The 24,390-nt window shown below is 70.5% G+C and carries 19 protein-coding genes and 1 pseudogene; 15 read left to right on the top strand and 5 right to left on the bottom strand.

What is annotated here, in order from left to right:
* The first annotated feature begins 64 nt into the window (after positions 1 to 64).
* Both ACZ7PG_RS07195 and ACZ7PG_RS07190 read left to right on the top strand, forming a co-directional pair.
* Positions 65 to 613, top strand: coding sequence for an FAD-dependent oxidoreductase (locus ACZ7PG_RS07195; RefSeq protein WP_470238210.1), 549 nt, complete (start codon positions 65 to 67; stop codon positions 611 to 613).
* A 563-nt stretch (positions 614 to 1,176) separates the two neighbouring features.
* Positions 1,177 to 2,304 (top strand): hypothetical protein, encoded by a 1,128-nt coding sequence (locus tag ACZ7PG_RS07190; protein ID WP_470238209.1) that lies wholly within the window; start codon positions 1,177 to 1,179, stop codon positions 2,302 to 2,304.
* Between the two features lie 718 nt (positions 2,305 to 3,022).
* Here the strand turns inward: ACZ7PG_RS07190 and ACZ7PG_RS07185 are convergent.
* Positions 3,023 to 3,394: a DUF742 domain-containing protein gene (locus tag ACZ7PG_RS07185; RefSeq protein WP_470238208.1), complete on the bottom strand. Its 372-nt coding sequence runs from the start codon at positions 3,392 to 3,394 to the stop codon at positions 3,023 to 3,025.
* A gap of 156 nt (positions 3,395 to 3,550) precedes the next feature.
* On the bottom strand, positions 3,551 to 4,336 hold the full coding sequence (locus tag ACZ7PG_RS07180; protein WP_470238207.1) for a FadR/GntR family transcriptional regulator: 786 nt from the start codon (positions 4,334 to 4,336) through the stop codon (positions 3,551 to 3,553).
* Between the two features lie 229 nt (positions 4,337 to 4,565).
* Here ACZ7PG_RS07180 and ACZ7PG_RS07175 point away from each other — a divergent pair, with 229 nt between their 5' ends.
* The 11 genes and pseudogenes from ACZ7PG_RS07175 to ACZ7PG_RS07125 form a co-directional block, all read left to right on the top strand.
* Positions 4,566 to 5,918: an ABC transporter substrate-binding protein gene (locus ACZ7PG_RS07175; RefSeq protein WP_470238206.1), complete on the top strand. Its 1,353-nt coding sequence runs from the start codon at positions 4,566 to 4,568 to the stop codon at positions 5,916 to 5,918.
* Complete coding sequence (locus ACZ7PG_RS07170; protein ID WP_470238205.1) at positions 5,915 to 6,820, top strand: carbohydrate ABC transporter permease; 906 nt, start codon at positions 5,915 to 5,917, stop codon at positions 6,818 to 6,820. Before ACZ7PG_RS07175 ends, ACZ7PG_RS07170 begins: the two co-directional genes overlap by 4 nt.
* Positions 6,810 to 7,745 (top strand): carbohydrate ABC transporter permease, encoded by a 936-nt coding sequence (locus tag ACZ7PG_RS07165; RefSeq protein ID WP_470238204.1) that lies wholly within the window; start codon positions 6,810 to 6,812, stop codon positions 7,743 to 7,745. Before ACZ7PG_RS07170 ends, ACZ7PG_RS07165 begins: the two co-directional genes overlap by 11 nt.
* A gap of 3 nt (positions 7,746 to 7,748) precedes the next feature.
* Positions 7,749 to 9,668, top strand: coding sequence for a DUF8034 domain-containing protein (locus ACZ7PG_RS07160; protein WP_470238203.1), 1,920 nt, complete (start codon positions 7,749 to 7,751; stop codon positions 9,666 to 9,668).
* On the top strand, positions 9,665 to 10,603 hold the full coding sequence (locus tag ACZ7PG_RS07155; protein WP_470238202.1) for an aldo/keto reductase: 939 nt from the start codon (positions 9,665 to 9,667) through the stop codon (positions 10,601 to 10,603). Before ACZ7PG_RS07160 ends, ACZ7PG_RS07155 begins: the two co-directional genes overlap by 4 nt.
* Entirely contained in the window at positions 10,600 to 11,439 is an 840-nt protein-coding gene (locus ACZ7PG_RS07150; protein WP_470238201.1) for an amidohydrolase family protein, read from the top strand. Before ACZ7PG_RS07155 ends, ACZ7PG_RS07150 begins: the two co-directional genes overlap by 4 nt.
* Positions 11,436 to 12,497 carry a zinc-dependent alcohol dehydrogenase gene (locus ACZ7PG_RS07145; protein ID WP_470238200.1) on the top strand — a complete coding sequence of 354 codons (1,062 nt, stop codon included), beginning with the start codon at positions 11,436 to 11,438 and terminating at the stop codon, positions 12,495 to 12,497. The genes ACZ7PG_RS07150 and ACZ7PG_RS07145 overlap by 4 nt, the downstream gene beginning before the upstream one ends.
* Positions 12,494 to 13,264 carry an SDR family oxidoreductase gene (locus ACZ7PG_RS07140; RefSeq protein WP_470238199.1) on the top strand — a complete coding sequence of 257 codons (771 nt, stop codon included), beginning with the start codon at positions 12,494 to 12,496 and terminating at the stop codon, positions 13,262 to 13,264. Before ACZ7PG_RS07145 ends, ACZ7PG_RS07140 begins: the two co-directional genes overlap by 4 nt.
* 43 nt (positions 13,265 to 13,307) lie before the next feature.
* Positions 13,308 to 15,257, top strand: a complete 1,950-nt coding sequence (locus ACZ7PG_RS07135; RefSeq protein ID WP_470238198.1) for a right-handed parallel beta-helix repeat-containing protein — start codon at positions 13,308 to 13,310, stop codon at positions 15,255 to 15,257.
* A 97-nt stretch (positions 15,258 to 15,354) separates the two neighbouring features.
* Positions 15,355 to 18,111 carry a glycosyl hydrolase family 65 domain-containing protein gene (locus ACZ7PG_RS07130; RefSeq protein WP_470238197.1) on the top strand — a complete coding sequence of 919 codons (2,757 nt, stop codon included), beginning with the start codon at positions 15,355 to 15,357 and terminating at the stop codon, positions 18,109 to 18,111.
* Between the two features lie 387 nt (positions 18,112 to 18,498).
* Positions 18,499 to 18,797, top strand: a pseudogene (locus ACZ7PG_RS07125) (helix-turn-helix domain-containing protein); the annotation flags it as partial.
* Between the two features lie 93 nt (positions 18,798 to 18,890).
* Here ACZ7PG_RS07125 and ACZ7PG_RS07120 read toward each other — a convergent pair.
* Genes ACZ7PG_RS07120 through ACZ7PG_RS07110 form a run of 3 tightly spaced genes read right to left on the bottom strand, consistent with a single transcriptional unit; the run spans position 18,891 to position 21,748 of the window.
* Positions 18,891 to 19,670, bottom strand: a complete 780-nt coding sequence (locus ACZ7PG_RS07120; RefSeq protein ID WP_470238196.1) for an ATP-binding cassette domain-containing protein — start codon at positions 19,668 to 19,670, stop codon at positions 18,891 to 18,893.
* Positions 19,667 to 20,641 (bottom strand): ABC transporter permease, encoded by a 975-nt coding sequence (locus ACZ7PG_RS07115; RefSeq protein WP_470238195.1) that lies wholly within the window; start codon positions 20,639 to 20,641, stop codon positions 19,667 to 19,669. Before ACZ7PG_RS07115 ends, ACZ7PG_RS07120 begins: the two co-directional genes overlap by 4 nt.
* 9 nt (positions 20,642 to 20,650) lie before the next feature.
* On the bottom strand, positions 20,651 to 21,748 hold the full coding sequence (locus ACZ7PG_RS07110; RefSeq protein ID WP_470238194.1) for a substrate-binding domain-containing protein: 1,098 nt from the start codon (positions 21,746 to 21,748) through the stop codon (positions 20,651 to 20,653).
* A gap of 197 nt (positions 21,749 to 21,945) precedes the next feature.
* On the opposite strand from ACZ7PG_RS07110, the gene ACZ7PG_RS07105 reads away from it, so the two are divergent.
* Positions 21,946 to 23,268, top strand: coding sequence for an enolase C-terminal domain-like protein (locus ACZ7PG_RS07105; RefSeq protein ID WP_470238193.1), 1,323 nt, complete (start codon positions 21,946 to 21,948; stop codon positions 23,266 to 23,268).
* A 46-nt stretch (positions 23,269 to 23,314) separates the two neighbouring features.
* On the top strand, positions 23,315 to 24,367 hold the full coding sequence (locus tag ACZ7PG_RS07100; RefSeq protein ID WP_470238192.1) for a sugar ABC transporter substrate-binding protein: 1,053 nt from the start codon (positions 23,315 to 23,317) through the stop codon (positions 24,365 to 24,367).
* The last annotated feature ends 23 nt before the right edge of the window (positions 24,368 to 24,390 follow it).

The following is a 24,390-nucleotide window of genomic DNA, read 5'->3' as shown; positions in this document are numbered from 1 at the left end:
AGCATCGCCGCCTCTCGCTGGCCTCTCGGCGGCCTTTCGGCTGCGGCGAACCGGCGGCCAGAACGTGGATGTCCGGGGCGCCGGCCGCGAAGTCCTCGCGCGGATGGGCCTCACGGAGGCGGTCTTCGTCGAAGGTTCCGGACGCGTGCTCGCGGAACTGCCCTCCGACGCCGCGACCGCCGAGCTGCGCGGCGATTTCGCCCGGACGATCCTCGACCACCTCGCCGACGTGGACGAAAACGCCGTCGAGGTGACCACGGTGTCGGGCCGGGTACTGCGGGCCGATCTGGTCGTCGTAGCCGAAGGCGTCCGATCGGCGACCCGCGACCGGCTCTTCGGCGACGTCGTCGAACGCCGGGACGTCGGGATCGCCACCTGCGGCCGGACAACCACGGCACCACGCGCGCGATTCTCGCGTATGCCCGCGCCGACGATCTCGCCCAGCTCGACCGGGCCGACGCGCTCAGCCGCGTCCGCGCGTGCTTCGCCGACGCAGGGTGGGAAGCGCCTTGCGTCTTGGACGCCTTCGACACCTCCGACGACGTCTACATCGACAACCTCACCCAGATCCGGATGCCGGAGTGGCACGCGGACGGGTGTGCCTCGCCAGTGACGCGGCTTGGTGCGTGACGTCAAGGTGCGGCTGGGCACAACCGATCAAGAGTTTGTGATGGGGGCTCACGGGTACGCCGAAGCAAGCCGAACATGATCGCGACGCGCGTCGACAGTCACCTCGCCGACGGACTGGAGCCCGCGGATGTCGATCGCTGGGGCCGCACCGCCGCTGTACCACGCCGCTGGTCCGCCGCGGCGGAGAACTCGTCTAGGCGAGCTGGGACGAGGCGCTGTCCTCCGTTGTCAAGCGCAGCAAGGACCTGCTCGCGGACCAAGGGCCCAGCGCGATCGGCTTCTGCACCAGCGGGGAGCTGTTCGCCGAGGATGTGGTCGATGAGTTCGCGTGCGTCGTTGTCGACCCGGGATTGCGCTGGTCGGCCGTAATCAGCGACGCGGGGCTTCAGAGCGGAGCCGGACGGGTCGAGCACGATGAGCCGTTCCTGCTCGCCGGGTTGCCGCAGCGTGGTGGCGAGAACCCGGACGGCGAACGCCCGGCCGTTTGCCATCCGCCGAGCCGGGAACCCGGGGAGTTCCCTTCGGAGCGGGAGGAGAGGCTCGAGCATGACCGCCGAATGTGCGCCGGAGGCCCTGGTGGTGGGCCTGCTGACCGATAACGGGTTGCCCAGGCAGGTCGCCGGGAGAATCGCGGACGGTCTGCCCGCCCGCCTGACCCGTGACCTCGGCGAGGAGACGGCCTGGCGCGTCGAGCACGAGACGCAGTCCCTTCCGCTGACCGAGGAGGGTGACATCCCCATGCTGGCCCTCGCGGAGGAGCGCAGGTCGGAACACGGCTGGGACCTGCTGGTGCTGATCACCGACCTCCCGCGGCGGGCCGGCACGGTCCCGATCGCGTCGGACTACAACGCCGACCACGGTGTCGCGATGGTGTCGTTGCCCGCGCTCGGGGCCCTGCGGCTGCGCGGCCGGGTGTCCCGGCTGATCGTCCACCTGGTCCGGCACCTGGTGGCGCGCCGCGCGGCGAAGGAGGCCGATCCGCCGCGGGGGATCCTCGACCGGCTGCGGGAGCTGGTGGCGCCGACGCGGCACATCCGCGGCCGCGGCGCCGCCGACGAGCACCTGGCCTTGGTGGGGGTGCGCGGCCGCCTGCGACTGCTCGCCGGGATGATCCGGGACAACCGCCCGTGGCGGCTGGTGCCCAACCTCGCCGGTGCCACCGCGGCCGCGGCGGCCACGGCCGCGTACGGCATCATCACGACCTCGTTCTGGAGGCTGGCCGAAGCCTTGCCCGCGTTGCGGCTGGCCGGGATCACGGTGCTGGCGGTCGTGGTCATGGCGGGCTGGCTGATGGTGCACAACCACCTGTGGGACTCGCCGTCGGGGCACCTCGACCGGCGGAAAGCCCTGCTGTACAACGCCTCGACCGCGTTGACGCTGTCGATCGGGGTGGCCTGCATGTACGCCATCCTGTTCGCGCTGGCGTTGCTGGCGTCGATCGTCCTGGTCGAGGGCACTTACTTCGGGCAGGTCCTCGGGCATCCGGCCGGGCCGGCTTCGTACCTCAAGCTGGTGTGGCTCGCGACCTCCGTGGGCATCGTCGCCGGGGCGATGGGCTCGAGCCTCGAAGACGAGGAACGCGTCCGCCGGGCGACCTACAGCCGGCGTGAACGGGAGCGGCAGCAGCGCAACCGCGAGCGCGCCGAGGAAACCGAAAGCGGCGGTGAATACTGAGCGGTCTCCGAGAGCCTCGCCGACCGTGCTGTGCAGGCTGACCAGGGACCGCACGCCGGCTACGGTCGACGGCGAGCCGACGACCTGTTCCGAGCCGACCAGCCGCAGCCCGACGTCAACGCGGCGGAGCTCCGCCGCGATCCGCACGACAACCTGGAGGGGCAACGGACCGAAGGTGGCCGGTTCGGTCAGGTCGCGGATCGGCTCGAAGGTGTGATTTCCCGCGAGGATCACCAGTTGGCCGTCCTCGGCCTGGCGGGTCGACTTGTCGCTACAGCAGTCCTACGTGATGAAGCTTGATTGCAGCCGTGATCCCGGCTCCGCCGAACAGAACGAGAAGCATCCGGAACACCCGCACAGCTTTGTCCCCGTGGCGAGGGTCATGATGCAGTACAGCCATTACTACGAGGAATGAGATCAGCGGCGGCGACGCCGTAGACCGCCCGGCTGAACTGGACCAGGTTGAGGTACGCGGCCAGGATCTGGTCGTCGGCCTGCTGGACGTGTCGGCTGGGGCGATCGGGCGATCACTTGCTCAGTCGAACTGTTGCCTGACGCGTGCCGATGACCCGCCGTCACGGCCGGATCCGCGGAAGCCGGATCGCTGCCGGGGCGGGGTGTTCCGGCGACAGCTCCCGAGCCGCGGCGAGTCGCTGCTTGGCGGACACCGACTGTCACGGAGCGGGCGCCCGCGTTCTGGTTCAATGGTGGCGAGTGGTTACGTCATCGCGTGGAGACCACGGAGAACCCGCTCCATGAAGTCGATGCTGGGACGATCGCCGGGGGCCGACCGCGTGTCTTGGACGGTCACCAGACCACGGTCGGCGAGGTCGGAAACCAGGACTCGTGCGACGCCCAGGGGAATTCGTCGATATGCGGCGATTTCGGCCACCGACTGCGACGAGCGGCACAGGAGGCAGATCGCGGCCTCTTCCCGTGAGCACGCGTGCTCCGGAGCACGGCCTCGCTCGGTTGCCGCGATGAGCGTTTCGAGGGGGAGCGTGCGCGTGGGCCGCGTACGTCCATGGGTGCGGAAGTACGGGCGGACAAGATCTGCCGTGCCCGGGTCGAGCCCCAACGCCGGCTCCACTGCTGCTCCTCACTTAAATTGTCGACTGCCGAAAATTATTTGACGGTCGACCGATCGTCGGCAATCGACCGAACGGGTAGGAGCCGGTAACAGACGGCGGCCGACACGATCGCAGCAGGCCCATGGTCGCGCCGTGGGTGATCAGCGAGGGTGCGTTCAGGGGCTTCTGTCGACGTGCGGGGCGGGAACTTGGCCGAAGACGCGTCGTTGGATCTCGCGGCGGTAGTCCTCGAGCGTGTTGTCGAGGTGCACCGCGGCGGCTCGGGCGGCGGCTTCCGGGTCGCCGTCGCGGATGGCCGCGTAGATCGCGGTGTGCTCCTCGACCGCCTCCGCGGCGTGGCCGCCGACCGTGCCGTGGAGTCCGATGGTGCTGGACTGGTGCTGCAGCCGCCGGACTTCGCGCACGGCGGCCAGGAGGAACTGGTTGTGGGACGCGGCGGCGATCCCCAGGTGGAAGTCTTCGTCGCCGCGATCGAACAGCGGCGCTTCGCCGGTCAGGTATCCCTGGCGGCAGGTTTCCGCGGCCGCCTCGATCGCCCGGAGCTCGACGGGGGTGGCGCGGGTGGCGGCCAGTCTGCTGGCCGTCATCTCCTGCACGCGGCGGAATTCGAACAGCATGTAGACGTGGTCCAGGTCGGTCGGCAGGAAGAAGCCCGACCAGCGGGCCGACCCGAGCATCCCCTCGTCGTCGGCCACGTAGAGACCGCGCCCCTTCTGGGCGCGCACCCGCCCGATGGCGGAGAGGATCTTGATCGCCTCGCGCACCACCGTGCGCGAGGCGCCGAGCCGGGCGGCGAGGTCGTTCTCCGTCGGCATGCGGTCTCCGGCCCGCAGCCGCAGTTCGGCGATGAGCCGGAGGATCTCCTCGGCGACGCGTTCGTACCCGGGCCGGTAGGCCGCTTCCCGGGGCACCGGCTCGCCCGCTGCACGCGTGTCGTCCACCCAGGTGTCTCCTTTATCCGCGGCTCGGTGCCGTGAACCCTACATCTGCCTCACCTTGACAACAATGTGTAGTACTTATTTTCTCCGGCGAGACCCCTTGACGAAGGTGTCTAGGCCAGCTGTGATAGTCCCCGTTAGAGACCGCTCGCAGCAATGTGTACGACACATATGACGTGCCGTCGCCTCGTCAGGTGCGACCTGCGGGTGCCACGATGAAGTGGAGTTCCTCATGACAGCTCATGTGCGCGCCACCGGAGTCAGAGGAAGGCGGTACGCGGTGCCGGCCTTCGGCGTCGCGGTCCTCCTCGCCGCGGTCACGGCCTGCGGCAACGGCGGGAGCGGCAGCGGTGCTCAGGGCGGGTTCCAGCCGGTGCCGCAGACGGGCGGGAAGATCGCCGTCTGGGTCGATTCCACCCGGCTGCCCGCGGCCCAGCTCTACCAGAAGCAGCACCCCGAGGTGCCGATGGACATCGTCACCTACGACGGGGACGCCAACGGCTCGAACTACCTGCAGACCAAGGTCAGCCTCTTCAACCGGACCCGCAGCGGCTGGCCGGACGTGGTGTTCAGCTCGCAGAACAACGAGGTCAGCTGGGCGGTGCAGGCCGGGTTCACCGCTCCGCTGAACAAGGGCCAGATCCCCGACGCCACCCTGAGTGGCTGGACCGCCGGGGCCAACGACCCGTGCACGGTCGAGGGCACGCTCTACTGCCTGCGCAACGACCTCGCCCAGACCGTCCTCTGGTACAACGCCCCGCTGATGCAGTCGTGGGGTTACCAGGTGCCCAAGACCTGGGAGGAGTACCAGGCGCTGGGCCAGCGGGTCGCCACCGAGCACCCCGGCTACTTCGTGGGCACGGCGGGGGACAACTTCACCCCGGAGATCTACCTCTGGGCGTCCAAGTGCGGGGCCAACGAGATCACCGGCCCGAAGTCGGTCAAGGTGAACACCACGAGCCCGAACTGCACCCGGATGGCGTCGCTGCTCGACACGCTCGTCAAGAACCGCACGATGTCCACCAGCAGCGTGTTCAGCTCCGACTTCGACAAGAACGCCGCGGACAAGATCCTCATGATGCCCGGGCCGTCGTGGTTCGGCGGCTCGGTGTTCCAGGAGTCGTTCAAGACCCCGGCCGGTCAGATCGCGGCCGCCCCGCTGCCGCAGTGGGCCGGCGACCCGTCCCCGTCGGTCGGCAACGTCGGCGGCGGCACCTGGCTGCTGTCCGCCCACAGCGCCAACCTGAAGGCCGCCACCGACTTCCTCACCTGGGTCACCACCTCGGACGAGTACCAGGGCACCGTCTCACCGGGTTACCCCGCCTACGCGGCGGCGGCGAAGACCTGGCTGGCGAAGCAGTCCTCGGGCAAGTACTACGCCAACGACATCGCGGCGCCGCTGCAGGCCGCCGCCCCGCAGGTGTGGCCGGGGTGGGGCTACGGCCAGTTCAGCCAGGAGGCGATCTGGGCGGCGACCGTGACACCGGCGCTGACCGCGGGCAAGACGATCGTCTCGATGCTGCCCGAGTGGCAGGCTGCGATCACGAACTACGCGCGGTCGACCGGGTACGAGGTCAGCCAGTGACCGGTGTCGTCCCGGCCGGGAACCCGTCGCGGCGGCGGGTGTTCCGGCCGGGCCGGGCCGGGCACCTGTTCGTCGCCGCCTACGTGGTGCTGCTGATCGCGTTCGGTGTCGTTCCCACGGTCTACGCGGTGTACTTCGCCTTCACCGACGCGGGCGACACCTTCGCCGGCTTCTCGAACTTCGTCGAAGCCGCCGGTGACTTCCGGTACTTCTCCGCCGTCGGGCACGTAGCGCTCTACCTGGTGTTCTGGCTCGTTTCGCTGGTCGTGTTCGTCGTCGGGCTCGCGCTGCTGCTGCACCGCCTGACCTCGAGCGGGACCGGCAAGGCCCTGCGCTTCCTGTACTACATCCCGGGCGCGCTCGCCGGGGCCGCGAGCGTCATGGTGTGGCTGTTCATGCTGGACCCGTCGGTGAGCCCGGTGAGCGCGCTGCTGCGCGTGGCCGGGTTCGACACCTTCGGCCAGGTCGTCGCGCCGGACCACCTCCCGGTCCTGTTCACCCTGATCGCCTTCTGGACCGGGGCGGGTGGCTGGATCGTGGTGATGTACGGCGCACTGAACAACATCTCGCCCGATCTGCTGGAGGCGGCCCGGATCGACGGCGCGCGCGCGTGGCAGACGGCGTGGCGCATCCAGATCCCGTTGCTGCGCAAGTGGATCGTCTACATGGTCATCCTCGCCTTCGCCGGCGGAACCCAGCTGTTCGTCGAACCGCAGCTGCTCTCGCAGGCGAGCGTCGGGGTCGCCGGCCGCGACTATTCGCTCAACCAGCTCTCCTACGACTTCGCGTTCCAGAACAACAACGTGAACACCGCCGCGGCCATCTCGGTGGAGCTGCTGCTGGTCGGGCTCGTCGTCGCCGGCGTGTTCGTCGCCCGATCGGGGTTCTTCGATGCCGACTGACACCCGTCGTCCCGCGCACGTGGACGAGCCGGTGCGCCGCGCGGCCGCTCCACGGCGGCGTCGCGCCCGGAAACTGCCGAACCCGCTCGCGGCACTGGTGCTCGTGCTGTTCCTCGTCTTCTTCGTCCTGCCGGTGCTGTGGCTCCTGCTGGCGGCCACGAAGACCGACGACCAGCTCGTGCGCGGAAACCCCCTGTCCTTCGGGTCGTGGCACGCGCTGGCGGACAACTGGAACGCGCTCACGTCCTTCCAGGACAACGCGATCTTCCAGTGGCTGGGCAACTCCGCGGTGTACTCGTTCGTGGCACTGGCGATCACGCTGTGCGTGGCGATCCCGGCCGGCTACGCCCTCGCGATGACCGAGTTCCGCGGCCGGCGCACGTTGCTGGTCGCGACGCTCGTGGTGATGCTGATGCCGAACGCCACCCTCGTGGTGCCGTTGTTCCTCGAGGTGAACGCGGTGGGACTGATCGGCTCGATGTGGTCGATCATCCTGCCGTACGCGTTCTACCCCTTCGGCGTCTACCTGACCTACATCTACTTCACCACCGCTGTGCCGCGGGACCTGATCGATGCGGCGAAGCTCGACGGCTGCTCGCAGTTCGGCGTGTTCCGCCGGATTGCCCTGCCGCTCGCCGCGCCGATCGTGGCCCTCGTCGGCTTCTTCAGCTTCGTGGCCAACTGGACCAACTACTTCCTGCCTTACGTCCTGTTGCCGCAAAGCGACCAGTTCCCGGTCCAGGTCGGCCTGGGCACGCTGCTGAACTCGGTTCCCCAGTTCAACCCGACGGTCGGTACCGCGGCGGTGCAGCGCCCCGAACTGGCGTTGGCCACGCTGCTGGCGATCACGCCCGTCCTCGTCGTTTTCCTCTTCTCCCAGCGCTTCCTGGTCACCGGGATGCTGGCCGGCGCAACCAAGGAGTAGCCGATGTACCCCGTCATCACGGCTTCGGTACCCCTGCTCGAACCACCGGGCTGGGCGATCGCCCAGCGAGCGCTGTTCGCCCTGCTCGACCAGGCCTGGCGCCGGTTCGCAAGCGACTTCACCGGCCCGGACGGACGGCTGGCCTACGACGACGGGCTCAGCACCCGCGACGGCGTCGACGACTTCTACGAGACCTTCTTCAACTGGCCGCAGCTCTACCTGCTGGGCGGCGCCGACGACCTGCTCGCCGAGTCGGAGCTGCACTGGGAGGGTGTCACCCGGCAGCTGACCGAACTGGACATGCTGAAGGACGAGTACGAACGCGGCTACGACTGGTTCCACCAGGGCGAAAGCCTGCTGCTGCTGTACTTCCTGTGCATGGCGTCGCCCGAGCGGTGGCGGGAGCGCGCGCTGCGGTTCGCGGAGCTCTACGTCGACCCGGCCCACGGCAACTACGACCCCGTGCACCGCATCATCCGCCGTCCGCACAACGGCAGCGATCCGGCGCGCGAGGGGATCTTCGACGGTGGCTCGTACCCGTGGCTGCCCCGAGAGGCCGCGACGTACGGCTTTCCGCTGGAGTGGCTGCTGCCCGCGGACGCCGAGGAGCCGCCGCGGGATCGCGACCCGCGGCTGGGCGAGCAGATGCGGCGGCGAACGGGGGAGGGGGACACCGCGGTCAACCTGGCCGCCTCCGGGCTCGTCTTCAACGCCTTCCTGCTGTCCGGCGACCCGCGCTACCGAGACTGGCTCGCGGAGTACGTGGGCGCGTGGCGGGACCGCGCGTCGGCCAACAACGGCATCCTCCCCGACAACGTCGCCCCGGACGGGACGGTGGGCGGGTTGCTGGACGGACGCTGGTACGGCGGGCACTACGGCTGGTCCTGGCCGCACGGCTGGTACAGCGTCGGGCACGCCGCCGTCGTCGCCGCACTGGCGGCCGCGCTCGCCACGGGCGACGAGACGTTCACCGACCTGGTGCGCCCGGCACTGGACGAGATCATCGCCCACGGCAAGGTCATGGCGTTCACCGAGGCGGATTCCAGCCTCGGCTCCAAGTGGTCGGTGCAGCTGCGGGAAGACGTGGACACCCCGGCGCTGCACGTCCCCTTCCGCTACGACGACCGGGGCTGGTTCGACTACAACCCGATGCTGATGGGCGTCCCGGCCGCGCTGTGGCACCACACGGCCGCGCCGGAAGACCGCGAACGCCTCGAACGGCTGCGGGTGGCCGGTGGCCACGACTGGCGAACCGTGCGGCCGTTCCGCAGCAAGGAGGAAGCCGGGCACGAGGAGCCGTGGCTCGCCTACCTCGCGGGTGACAACCCGGACTACCCGGAGCGCATCCTGGCCGCCGCCCAGGCCCAGGTACGGCACCGGCTGACCCGCATGGAGCGCTACCGCGGCCGGGCCGTGACCGAAGCCGACATCCACCTGTGGCAGCAGTCCAACCCCGTGGTGACCGAAGCCCTCGTCCAGCTCACCTGGGGCGCTCCGCAGGTCGTCTACAACGGCGGGCTGCAGCAGGCCCGCGTCCGCTACTACGACGCGCGGGCGGAACGGCCGGGCCTGCCGCCGTCCGTGGCGGCGCTGGTGTCCGGCATCGACCCCGAGGCGACCGTCGTCGAGCTGGTCAACCTGGACCCGCGGGAGCCGCGGTCGGTGGTCGTCCAGGCCGGCGCGTTCGCCGAGCACCACATCCGCGGCGTGGAGTACGACGCGTGCGAGGACCCGTCGTGGATCGGCGATCTCTACGACTACGGCCACCGCGAACCGGCCGTGACGACCGCGTCGATCGAGCTCGACGGCCCGTGGCTGCGGGTGGAGCTGCCCCGGTCCAGCCGGATCCGGTTGACGCTGCGGATCGCCCTGCGAGCCCGGACGCCGTCCTACGCCACCCCGTTCGACGAGCGTGCCGCGTGAACCGACGGCCACTCGGCGACACCGGGCTGACGGTCTCCGAACTCGGTTTCGGCGCCGCCCCGCTGGGCCGGTTGCCCCGCGGCGGGGAACACCGCGGCATCGACGCCGTCCACACCGCACTCGAGCTCGGCATCACCTTCTTCGACGTCTCCCCGTTCTACGGGAACGCGGAAACCGTGCTCGGCAAGGCGTTGCGCGGTGTCGAACGCTCGGACTACGTGCTGGCCACCAAAGTCGGCCGCTACGGCGAGGCGGAGTTCGACTTCGGCGCCGAGCGGGTCACCCGGAGCGTGCGGGAAAGCCTCGACCGGCTGGGGACCGGCCACCTCGACCTCGTGCAGTGCCACGACGTCGAGTTCGGCGACCTCGACCAGGTCGTGCACGAGACGATTCCCGCCCTGCGGGCCCTGCAGGAGACCGGCGTGATCGGCGCCGTCGGCGTGACCGGCTTCCCGCTGCCCGCGCTCGCCCACGTCGTCGGGCGGACCCGGGTCGACACGGTCATCTCCTACTGCCAGTACACGCTGCAGAACCGGCGGCTCGCCGCGTGGCGGGAATGGTTCGCGCGCCACGGAACGGCCGTCATCACCGCGTCGCCGCTGTCGATGGGAGCGCTCACCGACCGCGGGGCACCGTCCTGGCACCCCGCACCGGAAGACATCCTCCGGCGGTGCGCGGAGGCCGCCGCGCTGTGCCGGGACCGGGGCGAAGACCTCGCGCGCGTCGCCCTCCGGTTCGCGGTGGGGACCGGAGGCTTCGCTTCGACGCTGGTCGGTGCGGCCGATCCGGAGGAGGTGCGCCGGGACGTCCGCTGGATCACCGAGCCGGTCGACGAGGACCTGCTGTGCGCCGTCGAGGAGTGCCTCGAGCCGGTCCGCGACCGCTCGTGGCCGAGCGGCCGCGCGGAAAACCAGGAACCGGAAGTGGCGGCATGACCGCGGTCCTCGACTCCCACGTCCACTTCTGGGACCCGTGGCGGCTGCGCTACCCGTGGCTCGACGACGTCGCCCGGCTGAACCGGCCGTTCACCCCGGAGCACTTCCCCGTCCGGCACGACGTCGTCGTCGTGGAGGCCGGGCGGATCCCCGGGGACGCCGGGGCCGAGATCGCCTGGCTGCGACGGGAAGCGCGGCGGCACCCCTGGATCCGCGGGATCGTGGCGCACGCCGACCTCGAGCGCCCCGAGGAGGCGGGCCGGTTCGCCGGCGACCCGTTCGTGGTCGGCGTCCGGCGCAACGTGCAGGACGAGGCCCCCGGCTTCCTCGAAGGTGCGGGCTTCCGCGCGGGCGTCCGCTCGCTCGGGGAGGCGGGGCTGCCGTTCGACGCCTGCGTCCGCGCGCACCAGCTGCCCGAACTGACCGCGCTGGCCGAAGCCTGCCCGCGGACCACCATCGTCCTGGACCACCTCGGCAAGCCATCGCCCGGCGGCCCCGGGTACGAGCGGTGGCGCCGGGCCCTGCGCCGGCTCGCCCGGCACGCCAACGTGCGGTGCAAGCTGTCCGGCCTGGCCACGGAGACCGCCCCGGGCACCCCGCGCGCGCAGGTGGTCGACACCCTGAAGGAAGCCCTCGACAGTTTCGGGCCCGGCCGGTGCCTCTACGGCAGCGACTGGCCCGTCATGACCCTGGCCACCGACCCCGAGGCGTGGCTGGACGTCGTCCACGCCGCACTCGACGGCCACCCCGCCGAAGCCGTGCTCCGCCGCAACGCCGAGCAGACCTACCTCGCCCGCGCAGCCCTCGGGCAAGCAGCAGGAAAGGACCCGGAATGAACGCTCCACCGCAGGACCCGCCCACCCGGCGGGTCGCCTACTCCGGCCACCGGAGCCTCGTCGTCGAGGCGGTGGATCCCGTGGCGCCGCCGCCCGGCCACGTCCGGATCGACGTGGCCTACACCGGGATCTGTGGCACCGACCTGCACATCTACCACGGGGACATGGACAGCCGCGTCCATCCGCCCGGCGTGCTCGGCCACGAAATGTCCGGGCGGGTCGCGGAGCTCGGCGCCGGTGTCGAAGGCTGGCGGCCCGGCGATTCCGTGACGGTCATGCCGCTGCGGTGGTGCGGCGAGTGCCCGGCCTGCCGGGCCGGTCACTCCCACGTCTGCCACCGCCTGGTGTTCCTCGGCATCGACGCGCCCGGGTCGATGCAGAGCAGCTGGACGGTCCCCGCCGAAACCCTGGTGCGCCTGCCCTACGACCTCCGGCTCGACCACGCCGCGCTGGTCGAACCCGTCGCGGTGGCCGTGCACGACGTCCGGCAGGCCGCCTTGCGGCCGGGGGAGCGGGCACTGGTGGTCGGCGGCGGGCCGATCGGGCTGCTCATCGCCGTCGTCGCACGCCGGTCCGGGGCGGCCGTCCTGCTGGCCGAGCCGGACCCGTTCCGCCGGTCGGTCGCGGAAGGACTCGGCCTGACCGCGCTCGACCCGCGTGCCGAAGGCTTCTCCGGAACCGTCGACCGGTGGACCGGCGGGGAAGGTGCCGCGGTGGCCTTCGAGGTGTCCGGAGCCGAAGCGGGTGTGGCGACGGCGGTCGGGGCACTGGCCACGAGAGGCCGGCTGGTCCAGGTGGCCATCCACCCGGCGCCCCGGCAGGTGGACCTCCACCGGTTCTTCTGGCGCGAACTGACGCTGGTCGGCGCCCGCCTCTACGACCGCGACGACTTCACCGCCGCGATCGGGCTCCTCGGCGAGGGGGCGATCCCGGCCGGTGCCCTGATCTCGCGGACCGAACCCCTCGAGCGGGCCGGCGAGGCCTTCGCGGCCCTCGAATCCGGCGCGGGCGTGATGAAGGTCCTCATCGACTGCGGCGCTTCCGGGGAGGCGGGATGACTCCGCTTTCCCCGTTCGACCTCACCGGCCGGTTGGCGGTGGTCACCGGCGCCCGCCGGGGGATCGGCCTCGGCATCGCCGAGGCGCTGGCCGCCGCCGGGGCGGACATCGTGGCCGTCAGCGCGCAGCAGGAGCCGTCGGGCAGCGAGGTCGAGAAGCGCGTCACCGCGCTCGGCCGCACCTGCACCGCGTTGAGCACCGACTTCGCCGACCGGGCCGCCGTCGCGGAGCTGGCGGACGTCCTCGCCGATCTCGGGCGACCGGTGGACATCCTCGTCAACAACGCCGGCACCATCGCCAGGGCCCCGGCCGCCGAACACTCCGACGCCGACTGGGACCGCGTCCTGACCGTCGACCTCACGAGCCAGTTCACCCTCGCCCGGGAGGTCGGCCGGCGCATGATCGAGCGCGGCCGCGGCAAGATCGTGTTCACCGCGTCGCTGCTGAGTTTCCAAGGCGGCATCAACGTTCCCGGGTACGCCGCGGCGAAGTCGGGGATCGCGGGTCTCACCCGCGCCCTGGCCAACGAATGGGCGGGACGCGGCGTGAACGTCAACGCGATCGTCCCCGGCTACGTCGAAACCGACAACACCCAGGCGTTGCGAGCCGATCCCGGCCGCTTCGCCGCGATCCTCGACCGCATCCCGGCCGGCCGCTGGGCGACCCCCGAGGACTTCGGCGGCGTCGCCGTCTTCCTCGCCTCCGCGGCGTCGGACTACGTCCACGGCGCACTGGTCCCCGTCGACGGCGGCTGGCTGGGCCGCTGAGCCCGCTCCCCGTTCCCTCGCACGATCCTCAAGGAGGACGATCATGCGTCACCCCGTCAAGAAAGTGCTGGCCGCGCTGGCCGTCACCGCCGGCGCCGCGGCACTGACCGCCGTCCCGGCCCAGGCGGCCGGGCTCCCCGCGTTCACGATCGTCGTGGCGCCCCACGGCGGCGATACCCTGCAGCACGCCCAAAAGCTCGCCCGCACGCTGTCCGCGCTCGCGGACGTCCACGTCGAACTCGCGGGCGGCACGTACCGGCTGAACGCCCCGCTGAAGTTCACCGGCGAGGACTCCGGCCGGGGCGGCCACACCATCACCTGGCAGGCCCGCCCCGGCCAGAAGCCGGTGCTGTCCGGCGGCCAAGCCGTGACCGGGTGGAAGCTGCGGGATCCGGCGGCGAACATCTTCGTCGCCGACGTGCCGAAGGGCGCCGATTCGCGGCAGCTCTACGTCGACGGCGCTTCGGCTCCCCGGGCGGCGATCACCATCGCGCGGACCGACGTCCAGGTCACCGCCACCGGCCTGACCATCGTCAACCCGGCGTTGAGCTACCTGGCCACCCTGCCCGCCCAGAACCGGATCGAGGTGGAGAGCCAGAACTCCTTCACCGACCGGTACGCGCCGGTGCGGAGCATCGCGGGCACGACGATCACCATGCAGCAACCGGCGTGGAACAACAACAACTGGGGCTACGACACCCTCGCTCGCCCCTTCGCGGGCGGGACGCTGCTGCTGGAGAACTCGTACTCGTTCCTGCAGACCGGGCAGTGGTACCTCGACCCGGCGGCCGGGAAGCTGTTCTACAAGGCCGCGCCGGGACAGTCCCCGGCCGGCAAGGACGTCGAGCTGCCGCGCCTGACGTCGCTGGTCCAGGTGAGCGGGACCTACGACCGTCCGGTCCGCAACCTCGCCTTCCACGGGCTCGGCTTCGAGCACACCACCTGGCTGCAACCCGGCACGTCGATCGGCTACGCCGACCAGCAGAGCGGCGCGTTCATCGCGTCCGCCTTCCCGCAGCCCGCCGACTTCCTGACCTCCTGCCAGATCGGCTGCCCCCTGTTCGAGGCGGCGCGCAACAGCTGGCACCAGGTTCCCGCCGCCGTCCAGGTCTCGGCGGCGGACGGCATTTCGTTCGAGGGCAACACGTTCGCCCACCTCGGCCAGGTCGCCCTCGGCATCGGCAACGACGCCAACGCGCACGCGAGCGGCGTCGGCCTCGGCGCGTCCGGCATCACGGTGCGGCGCAACACCTTCACCGACGACGCCGGTTCCGCCGTCGTGGTCGGCGGCGTGCAGCCCGACGCGCACCACCCGGGCAACCCCGCGATGACGAACGAGAACGTCACCATCACCGACAACCTGGTCACGAACGTGGCGCGGGACTACAAGGACATGGCCGGCATCCTGAGCACCTACGTCACCCACGCCGTGATCGAGCACAACGAGGTGTCCGACCTGGCCTACGACGGCATCGACGTCGGCTGGGGCTGGGGCGCCAACGACCCCGGTGGCAGCCAGGACTACCGCAACCGCGGCCTGTACGCCTACCAGCCCGTCTACACCACGCCGACGACGCTGAAGGACACCGTGGTCCGCTACAACCTCGTGCACGGGACGAAGAAGGTCTTCCACGACGGCGGCAGCATCTACAACCTGTCGGCCGACCCGGGTGCGGTCATCGACCGGAACTACGTCTACGACAACCACAACACCGTGGGCCTGTACCTGGACGAAGGTTCGCGGTACGTGAGCCTGTCGAGCAACGTCATCCAGGACGCCGGGGTCTGGGCGTTCACGAACGCGAGCGGTACCAACAACACCAACGACAACACCTTCACCGGCAACTGGTACAACACGGGCGTCACGCAGGTCGCGACCGGTGCGCCGCACAACAACGTCCTCGACGGCAACGTCAAGGTCACCGACGCGAACTGGCCGTCCGCCGCGCAGGAGGTGATGCGCGAGGCGGGCATCTCCCCGGCGGGGCATTAGCCCACGCGGCGGTGGCGATTGTCTTTACCCGGTCCGGGTCGCCCTATATGTTGTCACCCACAACATATTGGTTGGGCCGCGTGGAGGTGCCGTTTCGATGAAGAAGCACGGCGAGACCGGTGCCGCGAGGCCGGGCCGGAGTCGCGCGGCATCGGCTGTGGTCGTCGGCTGCCTCCTGGCGGTCATGGTGACGGTGCCGGCCGCGGCCACACCCGCGCCCGGCCGGTCCGGCGACGGATGGGTGCTGAGCACGAGCGACCCGTCGGCGAACTACTCGCCGACGTTCGTCGGCAACGGCTACCTCGCCGCACGCGTACCGGCGGCGGGGCAGGGGTACAGCAGCAAGCCGATCGTCACGCAGTCCCAGCTCGCCGGCTTCTACGGCGCTCCCTCGGCCGGGCAGGAGGAGCGGGCCGGCCTGCCGACCTGGACCACCCTCGGGTTCGGCCGCGGCGCCGACGTCTACGGACAGGGGGAGTGGTCCTGCGGGTTCGGGCAGCTGTGCCCCGCCGCGTACGGCAAGATCTCCGGGGGCGCGTTCGTCGAGAGCTCGCACCCCGGCTCCACCGCCGGCTCCTACCTGGCCGGGTTGAACACCAACGACACCCCGACGGTCGGCGGCACCGACGTCCTCCCGATCCGGGACGCGCCGGCCGGTCCGGCGACGCTGGCCGTGCGCTACGGCAACGGCAGCGGCGGCCCGCAGACCCTCCACATCGGCGTGAACGGCGGGTCGCGGCAGGTGTCCGTGCCGAGCCTGGCCGGGTGGGACGACTGGGCGGTCGTGACCGTGCCGGTGACGCTGAAGGCGGGTGCGAACACGCTCGAGGTCACCGTCGCCGCCGGAGACACCGCGCGGGTGAACGTCGACTACCTCGCGCTGTACCCGGACGGCGCGCAGCCACCGACCCAGGTCGCCGCCGCCACGGTCGGCACCACCACCGGCTACCGGCAGTCGATCGACCTGCGCACCGGAGTGCTGACCACTTCGTTCGACTGGACCTCGCCCGCGGGCGACACGACCAGCTTCGCCTACGAGGTCAACGCCAACCGCGCGGACGGCCACCTGGGCACGGTCAGCGTGCGGGCCGTCCCGCACTGGAGCGGTACGGCCACCGTGGTCGACGAGTTCGACGGCCGCGGCCTGGACCACGCCTCGACGAAAGACCCGAAGGTGGACGGCAGGACCGCGACGCTGTCGCAGACCGTCGTGAGCGACGGGAACCTGGTCACCGCCGCGATGAGCTCCGTCCTGCGCGTCGACGAGAAGGCGGTGCCGACCCGGGCGATCGCCGCCCCGGGCGACGGCGGCGCCGGCCAGCGCGCGGACTTCCGGGTCCGCGCCGGAGTGCCGGTGACCGTCACCAAGTACGTGGGTGTCGCCTCCAGCGTCGACACCGACCGGCCACTGGCGGCCGACGCCCCGCGGCAGGCGGCGGCGAAGACCGCGGCTCGTGCCGCCGCGGACGGCTACCGGCGCGCGCTGGCCCGCAACGACGACGCCTGGTCGCGGCTGTGGCGGTCGAGCATCTCGGTCCCCGGTGACACCACCATGACCGCGCAGATCCACGCGTCGATGTTCTACCTGCTCGCGAGTGTGCGCGCCGGGGTCGCCTGGAGTGCCAGTCCGGGCGGGTTGTCCTCGGACGGGTACAGCGGGCACGTGTTCTGGGACATGGAGACGTGGATGTACCCGGCGCTGCTCGCCCAGTACCCCGACATCGCCGCCGACGCGAACACCTACCGGCAGCAGCGCCTGCCGGCGGCTCAGGCCGCGGCCGCGGCCCTGTCCACTCCGGACCATCCGATCAAGGGCGCGAAGTTCCCGTGGCAGAGCGCGTTGACCGGCAAGGAGACGACTCCGGACTGGTCCCCGGACGGCAAGCAGGAAATCCACATCGACTCCGACATCGCGCTGGCGCAGTGGCAGTACTACGAGGCGAGCGGCGACAAGGCGTGGCTGCGGGACAAGGCGTGGCCCGTGCTGCGGGGCATCGCCGACTACTGGGCCACCCGCGCCGTACCCGGCGCGGACGGCGCGTACGCCATCAAGGACGTCAAGGGCGCCGACGAGTACCACGACAACGTCGACAACAGTGCGAGCACCAACGCCGGGGCGCAGGCTTCGCTGCGCATCGCCATCCGTGCCGCGGGGATCGTGGGCCGGCCCGCCGCCCCGGCGTGGGGCAAGGTCGCCGACGGCCTGAAGATCCCGGTGGACGCGGGCGCGAACATCCATCCCGAGTTCGACGGGTACGCCGGGCAGACCGTCAAGCAGGCCGACGTCACGCTGCTGCAGTACCCGTGGGCGGTGCCGATGCCGCCCGGACTCGCCCAGAACGACCTCGACTACTACGGGGCGCGCACCGACCCGAACGGTCCGTCCATGACGGACGCGATCGCGACCATCGCCGGCGCTGCCCTCGGATCGCCCGGGTGTGCCGTCTACAGCTCTCTGGTCAAGAGCGCGGGCCCGTACCTGGCCGCGCCGTTCGACCAGTGGTACGAGACCCGCACCGGGGGAGCGTTCGACTTCACCACCGGCCAGGGCGGCTACCTGCAGGAGTTCCTGTACGGGTTCACCGGCCTGCGCTGGGGAACCGACGCGGTCACCATCGACCCCTTCCTGCCACCGCAGCTGCCGGGCGTCGACGTCACCGGGGTCAAGTGGCAGGGCCGCACGTTCGACCTGTCGGTCGGCCGCCAGACGACGAGCCTGCTCCTGCGCGCCGGCCCGCCACTTCCGGTCCGGGTGGGCATCGGCAGCCGTGACGTACGCCAGGTCAGGCCCGGCACCGCTCTGCGGGTACCCACCCGGCAGCCCGGAGGCGACCCGACGAACTGCGGTTCCTGACCGGGTGGATCGAGGCGTCGGCGGCTCCGAAACGCCGGACCTGAGCGCCTGCGAACCGCCCGGACGGAACGCACGCCGGTCGAGGGACGCGGCGTGCGGCTGGGGCGTGTCCTGTACCGAGTAAGTGGAACAACCAGGAGAGAAGGGAACGGAGCCATCATTGGATCGCCCGCGGCGGCCGGGTAGTGCCGCGCGGGTGCCGTAGTTCCATCGAGTTCGGAGGTGGTGCTCGGTCACGAGTCAGCGATCCCCGCTCAGTCCGGCTTTCGGCCGGACGCGGGTGCAGGAAGCCGGCGGCGACGCCGGTTGACAATGGTGAAACCCAACCCTTGAGGACCCCGGGTGCCGTTCGCGGCATCCGGGGTCCTTCGTGATGTGGAGGTGGATTTGATCCCTGACCAGGAAGGGCCGGACACACCGAGCCGGGCCGACAAGTTCGACGACGAGGACTATCCCGCCTACACCATGGGCCGGGCCGCGGAAATGCTCGGCACGACGCAGGGTTTCCTGCGCAGTCTCGGCGAAGCCGGGCTGATCACGCCGCAACGCTCCACCGGCGGGCATCGCCGCTATTCCCGGCGGCAGCTGCGCTTGGCCGCTCGGGCGCGGGAGCTGGTCGACGAGGGCACCGCCATCGACGCGCCTGTTCCCTCGAAGACCAGCTGCACGAAGCGCAGCGGCTCAACCGAACTCCGCGCCGGCGACTGAACCGGCCACGAAGAGAGGACGACGGCGGGTCATCGTCCCGGTATGACCCGCCAGGCGACCGTGAAGCCGGCCTAGTTCCCGCCGTTGAGAAGGTATTCCGCGTTCACCAGCTCGAAGAGCTCGGCCACCGAGGTGTCCTCCGACCGGCGGTCGAAGGTGATCTCGCCGTGCTGCAACAGGTTCACGCGATCGCACACGTCCGTCACCTGCCCGTAGTTGTGGGCGATGAGGATGATCGCGATGTCCCCGCGCTGCTTCAGCTCGCGCAGCAGGCGCAGGATCACCGCGCTCTCCTTGGCGCCCATCGCGGCGAGCGGCTCGTCGAGCAGCAGCAGCTTCGCTTTCGAGTACACCGAACGGGCCACCGCGATCGCCTGCCGCTGACCGCCGGACAGCATGCCGACCTCGGCGGTCACCGAAGGGATGTCGATGCCGATCGAGTCCAGTGCCTCGCGGGCGCGGCGCTTCATCTCGGCGCGCCGCAGGAACGGCAGCCCGCGGTGCGTGAGCTCGCGGTTGAGGTGCAGGTTCAGGTACACCGGCAGGTCGTTGATCATCGCCAGGTCCTGGAACACCGTCTCGATGCCCAGCGACCGCGCGTGCACCACGGACTTCAGCGTGGTCGGCTCGCCCTCGAACGCGATGCTTCCCCCGTCCGGCTGGTGGTAGCCGGTGAGGATCTTGATCAGCGTCGACTTGCCGGCGCCGTTGTCCCCGATGAGCCCGAGGATCTCTCCCCGCCGCACATGCAGGTTGATGTCGGCGAGCGCGGTGACGGGCCCGAACTTCTTGCTGATGCCCTCGACCCGGATGATCTCCCCGGCCGGCTCGGTCACGGGTTCGCCGGTCATGTCCGCTCCCGGGATCCGACGCGCTTGCGCACCACGATCAGCGTCACGTTGAGCACCATCGCGCCCAGGATGGCGGCGCCGAGCACCACGTTGAACGCGTTCGCGCTGACGCCGGTCAGGTTGAAACCGTCGAACACGATGCCCAGCAGCAGCGCGCCGAGGAACGCGCCGACCACCGTGCCGGACCCGCCGAGCAGCGCCGTGCCGCCGATCACGGCCGACGCCACCGCGAAGAACATCGTGGTGAACCCGCCGTTGGTCGGGTCGTAGGAGCCGACGCGAGTTCCTTGCAGGATCCCGGCGAGGCCGGCCAGGGTGCTGGTGATCGCGAAGTTGACCACCTTCACCCGGTTGACCGGGATGCCGGACTCCGCGGCGCCGACCGGGTTGCCGCCGGTGGCCTGCGTGTGGATGCCGAAGCGGGTCGCCGAGAGCACCACCTGCATGACGACGACCGCGCCGAGGGCCCACAGGAACTCGGTCCAGCGCGCGCCGCCGAACACCTCGAGCACGCCGCTGTTCTTCGGCGTGCCGACCGGGCGGGCGTTCGAGATGATCAACACCAGGCCCTGCAACAGGAACGCCATGCCCAGCGTGGTGATGAACGACGGGATCCCCAGCACGGTCCGGATCAGGCCGTTCGCCAAGCCGACCAGCGTGCTCACCACGACCGCGCCGAGCAGCGCGAGCCACAGCGGCCAGCCGTTGACGAAGAACTGCATCATCATGAACGGCGCCAGGGTGAACACGAACCCGGCGGACAGGTCGATCTCGCCGCAGATCAGCAGCATCACCTGGCCCGCGGCGATGATCGACCACGGCGCGACGTACTGCGCGATCGTCTGGTAGTTGTCCAGGGAGTTGAACGCTCCGCTCGTCACCGTGAAGTAGATCCCCGCGGCGATCGTGACCAGCAGGATGCTCAGCTCCTTGACCTGCATCACGCCGAGCAGCACGGGCTTCGACGACATCGCCGGCGCCTACCGGCTCAGCACCGACGCGGGCGGCAACGGGATCGAAGCCGGCATCGCGAGCACGTCCTTGTTGTCGCCGCCCTCGAACCTGCTCTTGGCCGTCGCGTAGGGGCCGACGTTCTCCTTGGTGACGAACGTGAGACCGGTGTCGGTGACCGGTGGCGCGACCAGCGTGCCGGACAGCCGGAACAGGTAGAGGTAGAGCACCGACAGGAAACCTTGCAGGTAGGGGGACTGGTCGATGGTGAAGTCGAGCGCGCCGTCCTTCACCCCGGTTACCGTGTCGTCGAGCAGGTCGAACCCGCCGCTGCCGAGCTTGCCGGACAGCTTGCGGTCGGCGACCAGCTTCGCGCACGCGGCGGTGCTGCCGGCGTCGACCGCGTAGATCCCTTTCACCGCACTGTTTCCGGTGTAGGCGGCGGTCATCGCGTTGAGTTCGCCCGCCTGCTCGGCCCCGGTGTTCACCGACTGGACGCGCACACCCGGCGCGGCCTGCTTGAGCGCGTCGGTGATGCCGTCGAGCCGCGGCTGGACGTTGTTGCCGCCGGGTTGCGAGATGCCGACCAGGATGTCGCCGGAGGTGACCTTCTGCGCGATGCGCTGTCCCATCCGGAATCCGGACAGGTACAGGTCCTGGCCGACGTAGGTGAGCGGGTAGTTGCCGGCCGCGCTCGCGTTGTAGGCGAGCACCGGGATGCCGGCGCTCAGCGCCCGCTTGGTGAGGTCGACGAACGCGTTGTCGTCGGTCAGCGCGACGGCGATCCCGTCGGCCTTGCCGGTGATCGCGGTCTCCATGGCGCTCGCCATCTGGGCGACGTTGCCGTTCTCCGAACCGGTCCACTGGGGTTCGGGCACGCCGAGCAGCGCGGCGGCGTCGGCGAGCCCGGTCCGGGTCGGGACGAAGAACGAGTTCGTGGTGACGTGGTTGACGAACACGAACCGCCACCCCGGCGTGCTCGGGAACGGGCCCGACTTGCCCCCGTTCTGGGCTTCCTGGACGCCGGTGCACGCCGACAGCACCGCGCTCGCGGCCACCGTCGCCCCGCCCGCACCCAGGTACTTCAGTGCTGCTCTCCGGGAAGTGGCATTCGTTCCAGCAGTCATCGTGACCCCGCAATCGTCTCAGCGGCTGTGCTCCGGCTACCACGGGTCTCTCACGGTCCAGCGTCGATGACCGTAGCAGACGTATGATGTCTAGAACAAACTTTCGCGAAACTATCGCAAAACTATCGGAGTTCTGGACATTTACTCGATCGGAGCGTAGCCATACGTATGTTGTCTGACTCGTCGATGAGTGAGAGGTGACGCCGGTGCCCGAGGTGATCAGCGCGATCGAAGCCGTGGACGTGCGTTTCCCGACTTCGCTGAGCCTGGACGGGTCGGACGCGATGAACCCGGAACCCGACTATTCCGCCGCGTACGTCACGATCCGGACCAGCGCGGGCGAGGAGGGCTACGGCCTCGCGTTCACCGTCGGCCGCGGCAACGACGTGCAGGTCGCCGCCGTCCGGGCCCTGGTGCCCCTGGTCGTGGGCATGCCGGTGGACGACGCGCTGGCCGACCTCGGAGGCTTCTCCCGCCGGCTGACCGGTGACAGCCAGCTCCGGTGGCTGGGTCCCGACAAGGGCGCGATCCACATGGCCGCGGCGGCGATCGTCAACGCCGCGTGGGACCTGCGCGCGCGCCGCGAAGGCAAGCCGGTCTGGCGGGTGCTCGCGGAGATGTCCCCGGCGGACCTCGTCGACCTGGTCGACTTCCGGTACCTCAAGGAAGCGCTTACCCCCGGCGACGCGCTGGACATCCTCCGCCGCGCCGAGCCGGGCCGGGCCGCGCGCCAGGCCGAGCTGCTCGCGGCCGGCTTCCCCGCCTACACCACGACTCCCGGCTGGCTCGGCTACTCGCCGGAGAAGCTGGCGACGCTCGCGTCGAAGGCGGTCCGGGACGGGTTCACCCAGATCAAGCTCAAGGTCGGGGCCGATCTCGACGAGGACGTCCGGCGCCTGCGGCTGGCGCGCGAGGTCGTCGGGCCGGACGTGCGGATCGCCATCGACGCCAACCAGGCCTGGGGAGTCGCCCAGGCCATCGCTTGGCTGCGGCCGCTGGCGGAGTTCGACCCGTACTGGATCGAGGAACCGACCTCGCCCGACGACGTGCTCGGCCACGCCGCGATCCGGCGGGCGGTGGCGCCGATCAAGGTGGCCACCGGGGAGCACACCCACAACGCGGTGATGTTCAAGCAGCTGCTGCAGGCGGAGGCGATCGACATCCTCCAGCTCGACGCGAGCCGGGTCGCCGGGGTCACCGAGAACATCGCGATCCTGTTGCTGGCGGCGAAGTTCGGCGTGCCGGTGTGCCCGCACGCCGGCGGGGTCGGGCTCTGCGAGATGGTGCAGCACCTGGCGATGTTCGACTTCGTCGCGGTGAGCGGGACCCACCAGGACCGGGTCATCGAATACGTCGACCACCTGCACGAGCACTTCGTCGACCCGGTGCGGGTCGAGCGGGGGAGGTACCGGGCGCCGGTCCGGCCCGGCCTCGGCGCCCGCCTGCACACCGAGTCCCTGGCGCGCTACCGGTACCCCGATGGTCCGGCCTGGCACGAAAACACCGTGGTGGTCGCGTGACCACCGGCCCGCCCACCACCCCGCAGCCTGTCAACGAGGAGAGGCCATGAAAATCCGTTACCTGTGCTCGGCCGCGGTCGTCGCGGCCGGCGTGCTCGCCGGCTGCAGCAGCGGCGGCGGTGGCACCGCCGCGTCCGGCAGCACCGTCGTCGGCGTCGACTACCCCCGCTCCGACACCGACTTCTGGAACGCCTACATCAAGTACGTGCCCCGGTTCGCCGGCGAGGACGGGTTCGACCTCAAGACCACGAACTCGCAGAACGACGTCGCCACGCTGACGGCCAACGTGCAGACGATGATCAGCCAGGGCGTGAAGGGCGTCGTCATGGCGCCGCAGGACACCGCGGCGATCATCCCGACGCTGCAGCAGCTGGCCGGGAAGAAGATCCCGGTCGTGTCCGTCGACACCCGGCCCGACCAGGGCGAGGTCTACATGGTCGTGCGGGCGGACAACCGCGCCTACGGCGAAAAGGCCTGCCGGTTCCTCGGCACGAAGCTCGGCGGCCAGGGGAAGGTCGTGATGCTGCAGGGCGACCTCGCCTCGATCAACGGGCGCGACCGCACCGAGGCGTTCAACGACTGCATGAAGCAGAACTTCCCCGGCATCACGGTGTTCGGCGAAGCCACCAACTGGGACGCGGGCACCGCGGCGCAGAAACTCCAGACCCGGCTGACGGCGAACCCGGACATCAAGGGCGTCTACATGCAGTCGAGCTTCGCCCTTTCCGGGACGCTGCAGCTGCTGAAGCAGCGGGGCCTGCTCGTCCCGGCGGCCGACCCGAAGCACGTGTTCATCGTGTCCAACGACGGCATCCCCGAGGAGCTCGCGAAGATCCGGGCGGGGGAGATGGACGCGACCGTCTCCCAGCCCGCGGACCTGTTCGCCAAGTACGCGCTGCAGTACCTCAAGGACGCGATCGCGGGCAAGAAGCCGGTACCGGGCAAGACCGACCACGACAGCACCGTCGTGGCCGTCCGCGACGGCCTGATGGAGGACCAGCTGGCCGCGCCGCTGGTCACCGCGGACGGCGCGACCTTCGGGCCGGTCGCCAGCGTCAAGGTCGACGACCCGTCCCTGTGGGGCAACAGCAAGAGCTGACCGCTCGCGTCGCGGAGGAGGTG

The organism is Amycolatopsis sp. NPDC114504, assembly GCF_055633595.1.
This window is presented reverse-complemented; position numbering and strand designations above follow the sequence as displayed.